Below are 19,424 nucleotides of genomic sequence, written 5' to 3' on the forward strand. Positions count from 1 at the left end.
TATTGATTTAGAAGGATGGAGGATTTACAGATATATTTTTGAATAAAACCTTTAACTTTAAAAAAATATGCGACTAGCAGCTATATATATTGAGGACCATTTTTTATTTGAAAAACCGGAAACCATTAATTTGGGAGGGAAATTTTATTATGATATTCGTTCAGGTAACAATAAATTGAGGGTGAGTAGAGAAAAAAATGATTTGTTCATAGATGATTTCTTTTCAGAGACTACGGCCATATCTAAGTTATCTCTAATTTCAGCTATTGTAGGTCAAAATGGAGCTGGGAAAAGTTCCCTTTTGGATTGTATTAGAAGTGGTTTTGTAGAATACAGACAGGCATTTCCTCATATGCGTTTAGCTCTGGTTGGTGAAGACGATTGCGAATCATTGCCATTTATAATGTTCTCATCATTTTCAGACAATTTGTATTTATTAAACTCCTATGAAATATTAGAAAAGGTAAATTCTACCTCAAAAAAAGTTACTACTGAAGATTTTTCCCAATTAATGGAAAAACGGGAAACAATTTCGTCTATATATTATTCTCCTCATTTTGACTATTTATACAACTCTAATTTTGATGATGTTGACTTGAACGATATTTCCTTCGATGCAATTTTAGAAAAAGATTTGGAGGACCTTGAGAACAAGGATTCTATAAGCCAAAACCAAAAATTTTCAGCATCTCAGGAGCTACGATTTAAAAACTCATTAAGGCAACTTCAATTTCAAACGTCAGAATTGGTACAACAAAAAAAAATATTTGCTGATGTTTTCAATTTTCCTGATCACGGCTTTCCTAAACTTGTTTTTAGAGGTCATGAGGCTTTGGAATTAAAGGAACTTGACTTTGACAATACACCTTTTCAATTTCGAGATCTATTCAAAATTCTTCAAGAAAAAAAGGACAGTGAGAAACTTTCTAATCGAAAAAATAATAATGAGTCCTCTTTAGAAGAAAGAAAAATTATTCAGTCTGTTAATGATCGTGCCAGCTTTAAGAACGAAGTAATTAATGATTTACTTTCTGTTGTTGTTCGCCAAATGGAGAAAAAGAATACTTTTTTGTCAGAAGGTTGGCTTGACGAGAACTTCGCTGACCGTACAAAATCACTGTCTTTTATCGATACATTTAAGCTTTTTGTTAAGGAACATAAGATTATTTATCACGGGGTAGAACGAAAGCCGCTTCCTGAAAAAGTAGTTTTAGATTTATTAGATGCTATTTTCGAGCAGATTGACATATTACCTAATGATGAGCAATATACAATTGGTTATGCAGATAATAAAATAGATTTTTATAAGAAAACCATTTATCCTGACCCTCAAATTGCAACAAAAATTCTGAAATTACAACGTGAGTTTATTATAGCACTTGAACAGTACTTTTTTTTTGGTGTAAGAAAAGATGAAACTCGTTATCTGGATAACAGGAATAAAATTGATGGATTTATTAATTATGAGCCATTTGAAAAAAAATTAAGTTCAGGAGAAAATTCACTATTGAATTTCTTCTCTAGACTGTATACGCATTTAAAAGAAAATTTTATAGATAATCCATATTCACTAAAAACGGAAAAGCACTTTATACTACTTTTAGACGAAGCAGATTTATCTTTTCACCCTACTTGGAAAAAACTATATATCACATCTTTGGTGAAAACAATTCCTTATTTTTTCGAATTGATTGATGGAACACCATCTGTACAGATTGTTTTTACGACACATGATCCTTTGGCCCTGTCGGACATTCCAAACCATAATATTGTATTCTTAAAAAAAGAGGACGAAAATAATTTTGTAGAAGTTTTAGACTATAAAGATATTAGCCGTCCAAAATCGTTCGGAGCTAATGTCAATGACCTTTTATCTGATTCTTTTTTTGTGAAAAAAGGCTTGGTTGGGGACTTCGCTAAGAATAAAATAACACGAACAATCAATTGGCTTAATAGGGAACTAGGCAATGAGTATGATGTGTCCGTTCGTTATTCTGAAAAAGATAATTCTTCTTCTTATCACAAAAAACTTATTGAGATAATAGATGAACCTATTGTGAAGGAAAAGCTACGGAGAATGTACGTTGATGCGGTTGTCGATGAGGATGCGATCAGAAAAGAAATTGAAAGACTACAAAACAAGCTTAAATGATATCAATACAAACAGAACGTACCAAAAGTGCAGCAAGAAAACACTTCAAGGGGCTGAAAGATCAAATAAAGTTACGCATCACTAGAAGAAAAAATTCGCCCGATGTTTGCCTATCAATAGCCGACTTCCTTATTTTGGAAAGTCATTTAGATTTAAATATTGAAAAAATATTGATTGGTGATCTTAGTTCGGTACTAGAATGTTCTGAGGTTCTAAACATTCTCGTTACTGATTTAGCTAATTTAATTGGAGATTTGGAATATATTTTTGACTACTCTTGGTTCCGAACGTACAAAAAGACACTCTATGACGGATTTGATTTGGCGGTGGCACTATCTATCGATGTGTGCCCGTACTGTAACCGGAACTACACCACCTCACATCGAATAAATTCGAAAAACAAAAATGTTTTTCCCGAATTTGATCATTTTTATCCGAAAACAACTTTTCCCCTTTTGGCATTATCGTTTTTTAACTTAATTCCTAGTTGCAATGTTTGTAATACGTATTTTAAAGGATCCATAAATCCTGATGATCATAATTTATTAAATCCTTATACGGATAAAGACGTCACTAAACATTTTAAGTTTACTTTTATTCCAAGTGATTATGATAGTCTCTTAGGGAAAGGCGATAATTTTTCTTTAGCTATAAATACTACGGTAGATTCTCCTTCCACTCAATTAAAAGATCGAATGGAATCTTCGTTTGAATTTTTCAGCTTAAAAGAAACTTATGAGCAAAATCACAAGGGACTAATTAAAGATATATTGAACAAACGAATTGCCAATAGCGATGAGTATATCCAATCATTACAAGATTATGGTATAAGTTTCAACGAAGCATATCGTATTCTTTTTGAAACATACTTTGAGGATGAAAAGCAATATAAAAGACCTTTTAGTAAAATTAAGAAAGACCTCTTTAATGAAATAAAAAGCTTAAAATTTAAGCTATAATTATCTGTGTGCAAGGAGTCTGGCGAGTAGTTAATACTCGTTGTTTTCCATTTACTACATATAAGATTAGCTAAAATTAAATAAAAATAATATTTTAAAAAAAGTTTGCTAATGACAGATTTTTAGTAGCTTTTGCTACTAAAGTTCTTTTTTATTAAACTTATCTATTTTACCAAAGTAATGTTTATTAACTTCAACCTTCCATTTTACTTCTAATTATTCATTTTTTTAATACGTTAAAAAAATGTCTGTATTTTGGTTTCTAAATATAATTTAAAATTAATTGAATGATACAAATAGAAATATTTCCTGCCATTAATGGTGACTGTTTTTTAATACATACCGATGAAGGATTAATCTTAATTGATTGTGGTTATGTGTCAACTTATAGTTCTCATTTAAAACCAGCATTGGAAAAATTAAATGAGCAGGGTAAATCTATTCTAAGATTTATTTTGACCCATATTGACGAAGACCATATTCAAGGCGCTATTAAATTTCTAGCCGAAAATGGCAATGCAAGTAATCCTCAAATCATAAAAATCGATCAAATTTGGCATAACAGTTACAAACATCTTCAAGCTGAAAGAGCAGACGAAAAAATAAGTAGTAATGCAGAATCGATATTGAAGTCTTCTTTTAAAACAATTGAATTACAAACGGAGAAACAGATAAGCGCCAAACAGGGAAGTTCATTAGCTGCTTTAATATTACAAAATGGATATAATTGGAACAACGATTTTGAGGGTAAAGCATTTTCTATAGATCATTTCCCAGAAGTGAAAGTCAGCGAAAAAATTAAATTCGAACTTTTATCCCCAGATGATGCGGCGCTAAATCGTTTGGAAAAGTACTGGAGAAAGGAATTGTATAAACTCGGTTTTCGAGATAAGATAACGAAGCAGGCAATATTCGACGATGCTTTTGAATTTGTTTTGATGAATGACAAAATAGCACCAGATGAAACTTCATCACAAGAAATTTCAGCCTCAGACTTTGATGTGGAAGAACTTCGAAAACAAAGTTGTGTTCTGGACAGGACACCTAAAAATGGAAGTTCTCTTGCTTTCATATTAACTGTTAATGATAAAAAAATGCTGTTCCTAGGTGATGCCATACCGAGTATTGTCAACGAACAATTAGAAAAAAAACTTGCCTCCGAGTCAAAGCCAGTTCTGTTTGATCTGATCAAATTATCTCATCATGGTTCTTATGCTAGCAATAGCCCTAAGTTATTCGAAATAACAGATGCAAGAAATTACCTCGTTTCAACTAAAGGAGAATCTAGCCCCCATCCAAGTAAGGCGACATTAGCTTGGTTGGTTGGTCGTTCGACAGAGAACCTACGAAAAATTTATTTTAACTATGAAAATTCGGGATATGATGTTCTCAATAAGCAGACTTTAAAGACAAAATATAATTACGAAGTAATCCTTTCAGATCAATTATCTAACCGCAAAATCACCATATAATGCTTATTCATCCTGAACAACTTGTTGACAATGTAAGTCGGATTTCATGCGGTGATGAGCAGGGTACCGGTTTTTTTATTTCTCCTACACGACTTTTGACGGCTCGGCATGTGATAGTTGATCATCTAACAGATGCTTATGAGATAGCCATTCAATTTCCAGATAAAAATCAAGAAGGATTTACGGAATTTTTAGCTAAGTTAATTGACGAAGATGAAAATTTAGATATTGCAATAATTGAGATTGCTGGAGAGAGAACCAATAAGACATGTTTACCAGTCTTGCTTGACTATATTCGTTATAATGAAGAATGGGTTACTTTTGGTTATCCGTTTGCTAAGCTTGCTGAAGGACAACATATAAGTGGAACTGTTCTTGCGTTGATACGAAATCTTCCTTATGATTTAAGTTTAGTTTCCGCTGATATAGAGACTTGTTTAGATTACAATGGATTATCAGGTTCTCCCTTGATAATGTCGGGTAGAGTGACTGGAATAATTACATGGAGTACTATCAGAGGTTTGGGAGCTATCAGTATAAAGAAAATTATTAAATTCTTGACTAAAAACAATGTGGAGTTTGAGGATATGATCGATGCATCTTGGTCGAACGATTTTTTGGCTGAAATGGATCGCGCAGTAGCAAATGAGGAAGTCATTAAAACTCTGCAATCTGCTGTAAGTTCAGCTGGTCACTACTATTTGTTACATGGTTCACCAGGTTCTGGAAAAAGTATTATAGCTTCCACCATCAAACTGGAAGATCCAAAAATAAAGGTGATTGGTCGTTACCTTATCAGAACTCCCGGAGATCCAATTCCAATTTATGTCAAAGCTACACGTGAGAATTTCATGCAGTGGATGGAAGACCTGATCAGTAAAACACTAACAGGTGAACCCATTGCTAAAGAGATGCTCGGGTGGAATGAGCGGGTGGCTCGCCTATCAAATTGGCTAGGGCAATTCAATGACTATTATTCAGCTAAAAATGAGTTTGCTGTAATTGTTGTCGATGGACTTGACGAGCTTTTAATAAACGGAAATAATACCATAGGTGATTTTTTGAGTGTTTTGCCAGAAAAATTACCAACAAATCTCACTGTAATATTATCATGCACTACAATTGAGATTCTGCCGGTGAGTATTGCCAGTAAATTGACTGAAGAACAAAAGATTTATGTGACACCGCTATCTCAATCGCAAACTGTTAGGTTCATTCAACAGGAGAATAAAAGAATAGACTTAGGTTTAACGCTTATTCAGGAAACATTTCTGACACAAAAATCTGAAGGACATCCGCTTTATTTGCGATATCTTATTGAAACACTAAAAATCAATTTACCAACTGATAGGGATGAATGGATTACTGCATTACCTGTCATTGGTGGTGACATAAAAAACTATTATGAATCACTTTGGAGTTCTCAAATTATGTCAGATACAGACAAATACTGGATGGCACTTATTGGATCGCAGTTGAGAGAATCCGTGACAACGAATGAATTTAAAGGTATGCTTCCTGAAGCAACCCGTTATCATTTCCAGCGTAAGTTTGCAAACATTAGACATTTGTTTAAGACTGGTGGAAAAGTGAGCATTTATCACAATTCATTTGAAAACTTTATTGAACAAAAAGGCCTGGCAGATATTAAAGATGCGCACAAATATATATCGGATTTTAATCTCTCGACAAACGAATCTGTATATGCTTTGAAAAACCGATTGCATCATTTACTACATTCTCCTAATCCTGTTCCGGCTATGGCGTATTGTAATCAAAAGTGGGCTGATGATTGTGCCTTGGTTCATATGGAGCCTGATCGGATTATTGACGATATCCTTCGAGTTGAAGCACTATGCATCGATCAGGCTTCTGCTGCTGATCTGATTCGTATCAAATTACTATTACAGCGCTTGAGATTTCGCTATAATAATGTCTTAGCAAAACATGCTTATGAAATTACAGACGCTTTGATTCAAATGGGGAATTCTGAGGATGCTTTGAAATATATACTTAGAGGCAACTTACTTCTCGTATCGCTGGATGATGCGGTCTATTTTTTGCAAAAACTTTATGAAACAGGAGCTTGTAAAGAAGCTTCTTTAATTAATGATGCGATTGATATTCGCTTCAAAGCCATGATTGAAAAAGCTCATCAAGGTCAAGAAATTGATTTGCAAGGATTTGTTTATAATCTTCAAGCAATTACTCTACGATGTAATATAGAGCCAATTAACAGTGTCATGCTCAAATTTATGAACGGCATGCAAATTCTTAAAGATCTAGAGGATTATCCAGATACACCAGCGAAAGACAGACAATATATTCATGAACTTCGTGACTATATTTCGACATGGTATTTGGGTTATATTATTTACCGTTTTAATAGATACCCTGGAATTGAAAAAATGGCAGAGATTTCAGATGAAATCTACAACAATAGCTCTGCAAAGTATTTGGCAGAGGCCGCCATTCACTATTATCATTTAAAGGAAATTGGGATACAGGGCAGTGAAGACAATAGTGCCTACCTACATTTAACAGATGATATTGAGGAGCTAATTACCAACTATGGTTATCGCGATCAGGATAGCGAATTTTTAATTAAAACCCTTATAGAAGAAAGTAAAAATCCAACTTTAATTGAAGGCATTATTAATAAACAATTAACTAATAGGGTCGAATTTAACTTTAGGAATATTAATGGTGTTGATGCTGATTTTGATTCTTTTATAAAGCTGTTCAATGAAAGGACTTACGATGGTTACATTGATCAGCTCAATGCTTTTCCTATTTTAAGAAGTAGAAGTGCAAATTCATGGGAGTTATTTTTTAAATCTGCATTTGAACTAGCAGGTTTTATCACAGGTAAAGTATATCGCCTAAAAGCTGAAGGTCTTCCGGAGTCAATTGTCACTTTAGAGCAAAAAAGCAGAGATTTAGTATTACAGCTAAATTTCACTTTGCTTGACAGGACAAAATTCGAGCGCTCATACCAACTTATAGAAAAGATAATGCCTATTCTTTACCATCGGTTGATAAGTTTATATTTGGAATTTAAACCTCTAACTCAAAGTTGGTTCATTGGGCATATCATTAAGGCTTGTGAGAACCAATTGGGCCAATACACAGAAGGTTATCGCAAATCAATGGCTGAAATGGCAGAAAAGCTAGCACAATATCCTTCGCAAAAGCAAAATGCATTTAAATTGATCGAGATACTGGAACAGCATGTTTATGTGGCAGTCCAGAATCGTTGGGAACGCACACCTGAACTCATCCATATTGTTAATTTATATTCTAAGTTAGGCTCGAAATCTAAAGCAAAGTACGTATATCAGGAGATGTTAGATACCTCAATGGGGCCTAGCTGGTATAAGGAGGGGCAACTTGCTCTGATTAATTCTGTTTTGAGAAAAATGAATGTACCAAATGCACATAAACACTTTGTTGATTTCGCAGCGTGTCTGGAATTCGCTTCGGGTGAAATGACCTTTCAACGTTATGTTCAGTCTGAAATACATGGTTTTATAGGAACACTTACAAAAGCTGGATATCTTTCCAAAGCAATAGAATATTTCAAATTTCAGTTATTACCAGATCCGATTGTTATTTTGGCCAACGCTGAATCTAGTTTGATCGATGCTCCTATAAAAGGTGACGGCTATGTTTTAGGAGCTCGAACAATTATTGAGCCAAGTGCGATATTAGAGCTACTGGAGACGACAACCTCTAACTCCATGCTAATAATTGCTCTAAGTGAAGTATTTTTGATTAGTTCAGATACTGAAAGATATCTGAAGGGGTTTACAGAAATTCAATATAAAGTGTATCAAGATGCGAAATCAACCTCCAGGGAAGATTGTGAGCACATACTACATCGACTTACAAGCATTATTTTATCACCTCGTCTAGAGGGAGAAAAGTCGAGTTATATATATAAACTTTCTGAAGCCTTTGGGGAAGAGTTTGAACATTTGGAGAGAAAATTGCTTGAAGCGGGCTTGAGCCCAGATATTCTTCCGGAGAAAAAACAACCAAAATTAGAAAAGAAAAGCCCAAAATATACAGAAGAAGAGGACGAAAAAATGGCCAAATATGGACTGCCATTTCCTGGAGTCGGAAAAATGAGTAATTTTCCAAAAATTACAATCGCAATTCAAGCTGCTGAACAAGAGTTTGCTATAGAAAACGATGAAGGCGGTCGGCAGCTATTGATAGATTGTTTAAAGATGTTACACGCCGATGAATCTGATATATGGCAGGGCAGGTATTTAACTTCAGAACTGGGGCTATTGTTCAATCTTCTAAAAGATCATAGTTCTTCTAAAGAGTTAATCCTTTTATTTAAAGATTTGATTCTTGAGCATTTAACTGAAGACTGGCATGTAGCCAGTTTCTTGTTGGGATTATTAGATAATAAGTTACCTGATGATGAGAAGGAAAAAATTATTTTAATAGTAAAAGAACATATCGAAATCTTAATTCGTTCTAATGGAATTTTCAAGGAAAAATATGAATGGCTTGCAGATGGAAATGGACAAATCGAAAATGAGGATATCCAATTAACAAAATTCTTAGTTTGGCTGCTGAATCATCCTTATGCTTCGGTTCAAAAGGTAGTTCTTAATGCACTTCAATGGTTAGGAACCGTACAGCCAAGTCTTGTAATACCTATTCTAATTGAATATTCTTTAATTGGCAAAATAGAAAGAGCTAGCGAAATGAGTGCATATTTATTAAAAAATCTTTCCAAGACTCATGCCATTTATATTTGGAATAACTTAGTCTATAAAAAATCTTTTCAGGATGACATTTTTAAAGTCGGACACATAATGATTCGGATTTATTGGCGAGATGTATTAGCGGCTTGTAGGTCACAGGATGCATATGCTGAAGCTTTATACAAACGTTTTTCAGATGAATTTCCTGTTGGGAAGATTATTGGTTCTGATGTTTATCTCGATGATGTTTCCTTGCAACCTATTGAAAATTTGATTGACGAACTAAATAGCATGGAGGTACTTAACCGTACTTTCTGCGAAAATCTTATGGATAATATCAGTGAACTGTCAGAACCTCTTAGCATTGTCGATCAGCTGCGGGTAGAAAGATATATTCGAAGAAGTTTTTATGAAGAGAACATTAATATGGGGCACTATACATACCTATTACGTATTGCTATTAATAAAACACTAATTGGACGTGTAGGTGATTTGCAGATTGATGAGATTAGTACAATTTTAAAATTATGAGTAATATGAAAATGGAAAAGATGAAAAGTATTCCCAGAACTAGGGATGAGTTTGAACGCAATATGTATATTCTTGTAGATAGAATTAAAAAAGGGCAACATTTCTTTCCGCAAGGTTCGGGACAGGTGGAAGAATTGTCTAAAGTAAGGGAACTACCTAACAAAAGGATAAATTTCTTGACAGTTAACGAAACGGCCCGACTAAAAGCTAATCATATTGCAAGTATGATAGACATGGACTTAAGTATTTTTAAAAAAATAAAAAATGAGCATCAAAACACCGAAGAGTAGAGAAGAATTTGAGCATAATCTACATCTCATGGAAGAGCGTGCTTTGAGGGTAGTACGGTCTGAAAACGAAAGTGCAATGCAAAATTTTTCAAGTGCAACATGGCCACATTTGAAGAAAGTAAAAAGATTACCAAATGCCCGAATAAACTTATTGACAATTAATGAAATGATAAGGCTCCAAGCAAATATGGAAAATAACGATAGTTTTCGTTAGTACTTGCTAGTATACTACTAATCTAATAAAAGATGGTATTGTTATTCTGTGTATTGACAAGGAGGATTTTAAATAATGGAATAAAGTCTTGAAAAAATACAATAAAATGAATTTGCAAAAAATAATAAGTACCACATACGAAAAAGTTATAACAGTATTTCACACTCTGCATCAGAAAGTAGAAAGATACATCCAAATCAATCAGAGAGAAGAACACGGAATGAAAATAACAGGACTTATCACGACTTTCGCTTTAATACTTCCACTTTCTGCATTTACATATTGGAGATTACTTCTTGAAGAATTTCACGTTGATTATTTTGAATTCTGCTATAGTTTTGATGATGTCTACTATATCCTCTACAGAAAGGGTACATTACTTTGGTTTACAATGTTAATTATGGTATTTGCCATTGCAGCCTGCGTAATTTCTGTCCGCTTTTGGAAATACCATCTTCCATTTGGAATAATATCATTCACATGTCTAGTTATTGGAGTCATAGGTAATATTGGACATTTTATGTGGTATCAAATCGTTTTATATATAGTTATGGCATTTGTAATTGTAGTTTTATATTTATTTGTCAATAAATATGCTATGTATGGTCTTGCCTTACTTGCTGGATTATTTCTAGTTACATCTGCAGGAGCTGATGCAAGACAAATTAAAATTGTTGCGCTAAAAAAAGACATAAAGCTAAAGGACGGAACTTTTTTTTTACAGAAGACGGATAAAAATAGATACTATGTCGTCAGTACATCAAAATATATTTTGATATATGATTTAGTGAAAGATGAACTATTGAAGAAAGAAAGAGAGTTAATTGATTAATTTGTTCTCAAACAAAATATAAACTATTTAACAAATCACTATGAGTAAATCCTCCAAAGTTTCCACGGCTCTTACTTCTTACACTTTGGAAGAATTATTACGCAAAAGGACTGGCGGAGCAGTCAATTTTCGTGGCATAAACTATCAAATGCTTTACAGTTGCCACTTGCTGCTAGCGCAGCTCACCGATTCGAACACAACAACTAAAATTCGACTAGAAGGTATTGAGGACGCAGATCTTATCCGCCCCGCCTTAACTTTAGACAGTCACAATTATATCCAATTAAAATCCTCTGAAAACAAAATTAATGCGGCTGATTTCTGGGCAATGGGAGTGCTTCAAAATTTTATACCGATCTACCTCGCCGATCTCCAGAGTACCTTCAGGCTCGTTTATAACTTTAAAATAGCTGAAGGTCTTTTGCAGGAATTATTTGACTGCAGACTAAGTGCCCGAGCTTTTGAACATTGGCAGAAAAAAATAAAATTAGCTTTTGAAAATGAATTTGATATTGCGGATTTTTTACGAAGAATTACCTTTGAAAAACATACTGTGTCAGAACTTACTCAGGAAATAAATGGACAGCTCTACGAGAATTGGAATGTTAACCGGGGTACTGAAATGCAGTTTATTAGCGGTTTGTCTTATCATGTGCTTCAGTGGTCGCAAAAACGAGAAACCATAGGGTATCAAGATCTGGCTCAGCTATTTACAGATATTAATGATGCTTTTTCCAAAGCAAGTATAAATGAGGCTATCAAGTATAAATGGATCGAATCCGTAGATTATTTGAACAGCGGCGAAGGCAATGTCAGTCATTATTATGATGGTAAGGCTGCGCAACCTTATCATATTGCCTCAGGACTACCAGCCCGCAGGAAGTTTTGGGAAAAGGAAATATACGATACCTTGAAATCAAACGATGTTGTAATTATACGCTCATCAAGCGGACAGGGTAAATCTACACTGGCCTGGCAAGTGAGCTATAATCTTTGTCCGCAACATACTGTTTATCGCATAAACAGTCTAAGAAATCATGAGCAAGCCAACTCCATTAGAGAGTTTATTGAATCCCGGGTTGCTATTGGGCAATATCCACTTGTGGTCATAGACGGTTTATCATCTTCTCTGGAATACTGGGCACATCTAGTGGAGCTTACTGCGCAGCAGCCTGTAAAATATATCATTACCTCTCGTCACGAAGACTGGATACGTTATGGAGCCGATATATCTAGGATAGCAGTACGCCATATAGATATTTCTCTATCTGCGGAAGAAGCTAGGGAAATATTCAGACAGTTTAGTAATAAGGGCAAAATACATCCAGATATCCTTCAATGGCAGCCTGTCTGGGAGCAGGTCGGTCAAAGAGGTCTCCTTATTGAATATACCTTTCTGTTAACGCGTGGCCAGATGATACACGAGCGAATAGATGCCCAAATAAAAACACTCAATCAACTTACTGGAGCCGCGTCCAAATTAGAAATACTCCGAATGGTATCTCTAGCAGATTCTATGAATATGAAAATCAATACATCGCAGCTACTTGGGTATATTGCCACATCCACTGGATTTTCTCAAGACCGTGGAGAAGTACTTTCCGAACTGCAGGACGAGTATTTCCTGAGTTTTGAAAATACTTTTATCGAAGGCTTGCATCCAGTGCGCTCCATACATATGCGTGATATACTCCACAAGACCCTTCCTTTGTCCGAATCCCTAATCAACCTTTATTCTATTCTTAATGAAATCGATACAGAAGATTTCTTTATAGCTGCACCTCAGCTCCTTCGACAGACCGACCGCCAAGCTTTTTATCGTCAAATGGCACAGATACTTAAGGAACGTCCCTATATTGCCATTGCAAACGCATTGGACGGTATTGCTCATGGCGAACCTCAAAAATATTGGCTGGAGAATAAACATATCTATGATAAGGCATTTCAAAAAGGAGGAATAGTACTCTTTACCATGCATACCATTCCTGGCTTGAACTTAAATACATTCGAAAGCCTAATTAATATTGTACCGCAAGGCATGCGTAAGAATCTCGAGTACTACGTGGAAATCTTGAAAGAACTGCCTCCGTACAACCCTGACACGACGGATGTTTGTTATTTTGCAGAAATGTTAAAAGAAGCTCTAGTTACAAGAACAGTACAGGCAATATCCTACTCAGGACTCGACGATCTTTCCAAATGGTTCGGAAAATTAAAACTCGATATAAGCTTTTTGCATTTATTTGATACCAAGGCTCTTCATGCAAATCTGGCCGCCATGCCCTTGGAACAAGCAAAAGGTCTCATGCAATTCCATAGGATATTCCACCCCGCTAAATTTCAAGACTTTACAAAAAAACATAAAATAGATATTATAAACTACCTGAGAAAAGCAACCAATACTTTATCAATAAAGCAGGAAGGAAAAAATATTTTGCTTGAATATATATTTGATGGTAATGAAAGTATCTCTGCCAATGATTTAAGTGTAAACCGTATTGAAATCGTATTTAATTTTCTTCCCTTTTTCAAAATGTACAAAGCTACTGCTGTAATGCTACCTTATCCTTCCAGAGAGATTGTAGAACATACTTTAAGGGATTCACAAAAGAGCATGAGCCCACAAAATATAACAGATCGCTTTGAGAGCCGTTACAACCGTATCTGGATCGACACCATCGAAAAAAATTATGAAGTCAGTTCGGCTTATCAGTGGCAAAAAAATATGCTTGATATTCGCGATATAGCAATAGAATGGGTGCGAAACCTTCTAAAGGTAACCGATGCCATATTTGAAGCCAATGTATCCAAACGGGATGGAGCTCTAAAGGCTTTTGAAATTTCAAGAGAGAAACTCGGTAACTCCATAAATCCTGAGAAACCTTATCCGAGCTATGGCAGGAAAATGTCTGATAGCAAACATAGACTCAATATGGAAAAGCCGATTAAAAAATGGACTAGCTCTTTAAATAGTTCCAACAAAGAGGTGTATAGCCTATTTTCTCCAAAAGGGGATAATGACCGCAACCAAGCTTCCATTAATATAAAAGCTGCTTTTTTTAACCTGAAACAGATGCAGAAGGCTTTCCACGAAATGGAAAAACTTACTATTGCTTATTTTGATTCTGCTTCAAGGGACCGACAGGAAAATATTCTATACACAAGACTTTACCAAAGTGTACTTTATACTATGGCGCACCTCCCTATTGAAGAACAGCCAAAAGTAGCTGTAGCTAAAAAGGCTATTGAGCTGTGGTACTATAATTTTCAGCTCAATCGTTTACACCAGCTCTCATCCGTACTTAGTATTGCATCACAAATTACAGGGGCAAGTCTTACTGCTCCCAAACAATTTATAGAAACGGAGACCTTAACCACTGTACCTATTGCTATAGAAGGTATAGATTTCCGCAATGAAGAGTCCGTAGGAAAGATATTGGCAGCGTTAAGTTCTCTGGCGATATACCCTGCAACTTTTTTTACATTGGTCAGTGTTTCCAATAATACGATAACAAATGCGGTACGTGCCTCTCAAGACTTCTTTATCACAATGGATCAGTTCCTTACTTCGGGAAATAACAAGGCGTTAAAAATGGAAAATATATATCCCATTTTACCAACCGATGAATTACTGCCGTGCTTTCCAGGGCTGAAGATTCTTCCCATGCAAACTAATGAAAAAACTGAAAAAAAGGCACAAGTCGTAATGGAGTTGTGGAAACTCAATCAAGCAGGTAAAATCCTGGACACACGTCAGGCATTTGACAAGTCATGGCTACTTGACATCAGGGACAGCAGCCAAAGGAAAATTACTACCTATCTGGCTGAGGCAAAAATAGATAGGAAAAGCGAATTTGCGAAATGGATAAATAATACCCTTGAATCTGGTCGTACAAAATCAGAAAACGATTTTTTGCACAAGATAATTGAGATTACCCAAGAGCAGGTAGCCAACAATGTGCCTTCCTTATAAAAGATTTAAGATTATTACAGCTCAAGGTCATCCTGAAGATCGGTACCAAGATTACCTGCAACTAACGAATAGGGATAGTGGTCATATTCAAGATTGAATCCTAGTATAACCGTACCTCGCAGATTTTCGGTATCTTTATTAATAATATCCTCTAACATGTTGTTTCTTTCGTCGATATCTATGTTGGTATACGGGTAGCCGACTATAGAATAGCATCTTCGTTCGGGGCCACTAAGCAGGCGCATGTAATTATGTTTTAGGGACATACTGCCAGCCTTTATTTTCTTCTTAAGCTCTTTTAGATTCTTCTCGAATTGCTGCTGGTCCTCTTTTGCCACATTCAAAAGGATAAAAGATGACTGCAGCCACATTGGGCCTTTAGACTCTTCAAGGGAATGTAATATGTCTTCCCAATAGGAAGATTTTTCCAGCTTCGGCTTGGAAACATCCACTCCTCTGGATTTACCTATTATATAAGGATCAAGCTCTTTGGATTTTAATGTAAGATTCAGCCACATTGAATTGTCATATTCTGTCGGACCGATGTTGAATCCAGTTCCCAGATAGAAACTAAAAAGATCCATCTCATCTCCCTGAAAACTCACATGTGCCTCAAATTCTCTCCTACGCATCAAATAATGAATCTTCTCTGCCTGCATGGGTAGCAACTCAAAAATCACCTCAAGATCAGTGATACTGATTGAGGGTGCAAGTTCATTTAGGCCACTATTGATTACCCCAGCCTCGATAAGTTTTTTTAGGTTGCAACCAATGGAACCTAAGTTGGATAAAGTAACACCCAACGGCACATAATATTTGATCTTTGAAGCGTCAACTACATTTTTCTTTCCTGACTTGGTTTTGAAATTATGTATTTTCTTGTTAGCTTTAAGATATTTCTCAAAACGTATCGCCTGCATTGATGGTGCCTCAACCAAATCTTTAAGTGTTCCAAACAAGCGATCTGGCGCCCCTCTTTTTGCAGGAGGGCTTACCGTGCCCGACTTTGCTTCCACAATAAGCGCAAAGTCATCTATAATGACCAGAAGATCATTCTCATATAACCGATCGCTGTCGGCATCCTGCCACATGCTCCCTGAAAAAATCTGGCAATCTGTAAAAGCATCCTTGAACAATTTTTCAAGTTTATCTTCCAGATACTTCCCTTTTTCAGCAGCATATTGTTTCTTGAGCTTTGGATCTGTATTGATTACGTTTTCTAAAATATCCATTCCTAAATGAGGTAAAAGGAATGTAATTGCTGAAAAATAAGAACCGTCCTCGAGCTTAATAAAAGGCTTTTGGTGCACTGGATTGTTCAAAAAAATATGGTTCTTATCAAAGCCTTCCAAATCGCCAAAAACATAGGAAAGCTCATCAAAGATTTCAACCGTCAAGACTTTATTTATTTCTGTTTTATTAATTGCTCGAATATCCTCTACACTGTAGGTGAATGCCTCTCTTAAAACTATATCTGCATGTTGCATCATAATACTTTGCAGTTGCTTTAGGTTTTTTCCACAATGATGCCACATGTTTTCCCGCTCTGTGGGAGAAACGATTGATACATGTGGAAAAGCACTCTCGTATAGATTGAAAACATCATTATAATTTTTAGCCTTTAACATTGGCTTCATTTTTAAAATGTGGTTGGTAAGCCTGATATTGGTAATGTCATTTAGGCTAAAAAGTACATCTAGAAGCATTACTGGGTCATGCCCTTTAGCACTTACAAAACGTTCTCCAATGATATGGGCAAGGTCAAAGGCAATCTCCTTCATCTGATGCTCATAAGCCCAATTACGAACTGCTAGGGTGTGCATCATCATTTCAATTCGCAACGAAAACCGCGAAATATCGTCCAGATTTTCCGCCTTTTCATTTAAACTCAAATAGCTTAGGGAAAGATTTTGATTAATCCCCATGAGCAACTTTTTAAATGTATGAACCTCATTTTGTAAAGGTTTTGCTGATATGGCATTAGGCTGTAACAGCGCGAAGCACTGTAGTACCTCAAGCATAAAAGGATGGAAATCCAGCTTACCATCAATCGCCTCCCGGTCGACACCCTCTGGGCCTGCAAGAAAATACAGCAGGCAGAAAGAACAAAGATACCTAGCGTCATATTCCTTAAAATATAACATAAGCTCCTCATACTGTTTTTCGAATTCTTCACCCGCCTTTTCAGCTATTTTAAGGATATGAGCCTTGCGTTCTTCAAAGGTCAGCTCTTCCTTAATAGGATTGGGAAAACTGTACAGGTTTTGCTTAACAACCTCATAAGGTTTATATTGCTTTTTCTTAGGATTTTTGGAGGGATTATTTTTTATGGCTTTCTTTCTTTTCCTGCTTTGTGGCATAGTAGTTACGTTTTTGAATTGTTTAAATATACAAATTTAACATTCCTTCTCATAGCAGCTACCCTATAGGTGACCCTAGCTTAAATAATATATCGCAATCCTTGTATTTACTGGGATTGAAATAAAGGCATCGGAAGCTCCTTCTCCGTAAGAGATTTTTTTTTAAAAGTTATAAATTTAACATATTAAGTCATAATTTCAAGCTATCAAGAAAAGTTAAAACGGGAATATGGTGTTCGATTGTAGCCTCATCGACTCCATAAAAAAGCCTACTTATATTAAATAGGCTTTTTTAATTTTAACACATGTTTGGATAGTAAACTCAACATAAACAACCTGCATTTTCATTATCTCTTCTACATCTCTATAACTTAGGGTAAATCGTAATTTGAAATACGCAACCTGAAAAACTACAGTTTTAGGACAACAATCACCTTTAATGTTTATCTGATATTTTTTTAGTCTTTAAAGAAAAAGTTTTTCTTAAATGCGACAGAACTGGGTTTTATTTTAAGATACTTACTTTTTTGAACCTAGAAAAACTGCATGTTTTTTGGTTAGAATTTTGGTGTTAAAATTTATTATCATACATTTATGTAATTAAAAACCAATTAATTATGAAAATATTCTTGATTTTGGTGTTTATTTTTGTAACACCTATATATATGTCAGCGCAACACGATGTGACTACCAAAGAAAATAATGGTGGACAAAGTCATGAATTTCATGATCCAATTGGTGTAGAGGGTCGTGTTCCTGAAAGAGGGCCAAAAGGCGAGCCCGGGGGGAAAGGAGGTAGTGACGGAGGAAAAAAAACAGATGCTGGTCCAAATACAACTGTTCAAGTTGGTGCTGGGAAAGTATTAGTTTCTCAAAAAGCAGCGAATCAAATGATTGCTCTTTTGCAAGAATATTTTGGAACTGACTTTTGGTCGAGTTTATTTAGTCCTTCTTCATTGCCAACAAATGGGATGGAAACACAAATGATTGAACGTATTCGTGCTTTAGCAGCTGAAGCTGCATTAGATAATCGTCCAGCTGACGCAAAATTTTTTAATGATACTGCCACAAATTTTTTAAATAAATCAAGTGTAAAGATGCAATTCACGGTTCCTTCTGGATCTAAACAAGAAATTTCCTTAAATGAACCTTTGATTTATCATAATGTTGCTGTTAGAACTCCTGCTGGCACTTTTGCTGGAATGGTTATCACCATCCCTGGATTTATGAGTAACGCTCAAGGTAATAATGCAGAACTTTTAGTTCGATTTTATACTCCTAACGGAAGAACTTTATATGCTCATCCAAATGAAACTTTTTACAGGGATATTACGGGATTAGTTGTTACTGGTACTGGTGTACTTCCTATAACCAATAAATTTGTCGATCTTAGTTCTAGAACATTTCAAATTCCGTATTATGCGCTAAATCTTATGCCAACTAATGGAAGTGCAAAATATGAGATACTTGCAAAAGCTAGTTTATATATCAATAATATTGAAGTTATGACCTCACAGTATACGCAGATGTTAATAAATTATTAATCAAATAAGTTTTTATAAATTTTCTAACATAAAATCATTTAGAGAATTAATTAAAATTACTGAACATTTAAAATAGCACTGCCTATTATACCCGATCGTATGTAAAGCACTATAAAGTTTTGAACAACTTTAAAAAAGGGGTATATGTCGGTTCTTTTTCGACAAAAAAATCTCTTTCGAGCGTTTGTTGGAAGTTTGGAAAAACTTTTTTGTAAGCAAGCTAGAAGCTTTTTTTTCGCTAGAAATCATCTCTTTCGAATATACGAATTTCCAAAGCTCACAACTTAGCAAAGCGCCATTACGTTACGAAAAATTTCATTTTATACTTTCGAAAAAAGTCAAAACAGGTATCAAGTGTTCGATAGAAATACAA

The 19,424-nt window shown here is 35.2% G+C and carries 10 protein-coding genes; 9 read left to right on the top strand and 1 reads right to left on the bottom strand.

Features of this window, described 5'->3' with window-relative positions:
* Positions 1 to 67: 67 nt before the first annotated feature.
* The 8 genes from SHI72_RS15480 (at position 68) to SHI72_RS15515 (ending at position 15,147) form a co-directional block, all read left to right on the top strand.
* Entirely contained in the window at positions 68 to 2,152 is a 2,085-nt protein-coding gene (locus SHI72_RS15480; protein ID WP_323490578.1) for an AAA family ATPase, read from the top strand.
* Positions 2,149 to 3,111 (top strand): hypothetical protein, encoded by a 963-nt coding sequence (locus SHI72_RS15485; RefSeq protein WP_323490579.1) that lies wholly within the window; start codon positions 2,149 to 2,151, stop codon positions 3,109 to 3,111. Before SHI72_RS15480 ends, SHI72_RS15485 begins: the two co-directional genes overlap by 4 nt.
* 287 nt (positions 3,112 to 3,398) lie before the next feature.
* Positions 3,399 to 4,583: an AVAST type 1 anti-phage system MBL fold metallo-hydrolase Avs1a gene (avs1a, locus tag SHI72_RS15490; protein WP_323490581.1), complete on the top strand. Its 1,185-nt coding sequence runs from the start codon at positions 3,399 to 3,401 to the stop codon at positions 4,581 to 4,583.
* Entirely contained in the window at positions 4,583 to 9,838 is a 5,256-nt protein-coding gene (locus SHI72_RS15495) for a serine protease (RefSeq protein WP_323490582.1), read from the top strand. The genes avs1a and SHI72_RS15495 overlap by 1 nt, the downstream gene beginning before the upstream one ends.
* Before the next feature lie 20 nt (positions 9,839 to 9,858).
* Positions 9,859 to 10,128 carry an AVAST type 1 anti-phage system protein Avs1c gene (avs1c, locus tag SHI72_RS15500; protein WP_323490583.1) on the top strand — a complete coding sequence of 90 codons (270 nt, stop codon included), beginning with the start codon at positions 9,859 to 9,861 and terminating at the stop codon, positions 10,126 to 10,128.
* Complete coding sequence (locus tag SHI72_RS15505) at positions 10,103 to 10,342, top strand: hypothetical protein (protein WP_323490584.1); 240 nt, start codon at positions 10,103 to 10,105, stop codon at positions 10,340 to 10,342. Before avs1c ends, SHI72_RS15505 begins: the two co-directional genes overlap by 26 nt.
* An 88-nt stretch (positions 10,343 to 10,430) precedes the next feature.
* Complete coding sequence (locus SHI72_RS15510) at positions 10,431 to 11,174, top strand: hypothetical protein (protein WP_323490585.1); 744 nt, start codon at positions 10,431 to 10,433, stop codon at positions 11,172 to 11,174.
* A gap of 40 nt (positions 11,175 to 11,214) precedes the next feature.
* Entirely contained in the window at positions 11,215 to 15,147 is a 3,933-nt protein-coding gene (locus SHI72_RS15515) for a hypothetical protein (protein WP_323490586.1), read from the top strand.
* A gap of 14 nt (positions 15,148 to 15,161) precedes the next feature.
* Here SHI72_RS15515 and SHI72_RS15520 read toward each other — a convergent pair whose 3' ends face one another.
* On the bottom strand, positions 15,162 to 17,507 hold the full coding sequence (locus SHI72_RS15520; protein ID WP_323490587.1) for a hypothetical protein: 2,346 nt from the start codon (positions 17,505 to 17,507) through the stop codon (positions 15,162 to 15,164).
* 617 nt (positions 17,508 to 18,124) lie between these two features.
* Here SHI72_RS15520 and SHI72_RS15525 point away from each other — a divergent pair.
* Positions 18,125 to 19,051, top strand: coding sequence for a hypothetical protein (locus SHI72_RS15525; RefSeq protein ID WP_323490588.1), 927 nt, complete (start codon positions 18,125 to 18,127; stop codon positions 19,049 to 19,051).
* Positions 19,052 to 19,424: the final 373 nt, after the last annotated feature.

This window comes from Flavobacterium sp. PL02 (genome assembly GCF_035013205.1).
Classification (GTDB): domain Bacteria; phylum Bacteroidota; class Bacteroidia; order Flavobacteriales; family Flavobacteriaceae; genus Flavobacterium.

What these genes read in the sequence shown, in the direction of transcription:
- SHI72_RS15480 (WP_323490578.1), top strand. Translation starts at nt 68, where the DNA reads ATGCGACTAGCAGCTATATATATTGAGGACCATTTTTTATTTGAAAAA.
- SHI72_RS15485 (WP_323490579.1), top strand. Translation starts at nt 2,149, where the DNA reads ATGATATCAATACAAACAGAACGTACCAAAAGTGCAGCAAGAAAACAC.
- SHI72_RS15505 (WP_323490584.1), top strand. Translation starts at nt 10,103, where the DNA reads ATGAGCATCAAAACACCGAAGAGTAGAGAAGAATTTGAGCATAATCTA.
- SHI72_RS15515 (WP_323490586.1), top strand. Translation starts at nt 11,215, where the DNA reads ATGAGTAAATCCTCCAAAGTTTCCACGGCTCTTACTTCTTACACTTTG.
- SHI72_RS15520 (WP_323490587.1), bottom strand. Translation starts at nt 17,507, where the DNA reads ATGCCACAAAGCAGGAAAAGAAAGAAAGCCATAAAAAATAATCCCTCC.
- avs1c (WP_323490583.1), top strand. Translation starts at nt 9,859, where the DNA reads ATGAAAAGTATTCCCAGAACTAGGGATGAGTTTGAACGCAATATGTAT.
- avs1a (WP_323490581.1), top strand. Translation starts at nt 3,399, where the DNA reads ATGATACAAATAGAAATATTTCCTGCCATTAATGGTGACTGTTTTTTA.
- SHI72_RS15495 (WP_323490582.1), top strand. Translation starts at nt 4,583, where the DNA reads ATGCTTATTCATCCTGAACAACTTGTTGACAATGTAAGTCGGATTTCA.
- SHI72_RS15525 (WP_323490588.1), top strand. Translation starts at nt 18,125, where the DNA reads ATGAAAATATTCTTGATTTTGGTGTTTATTTTTGTAACACCTATATAT.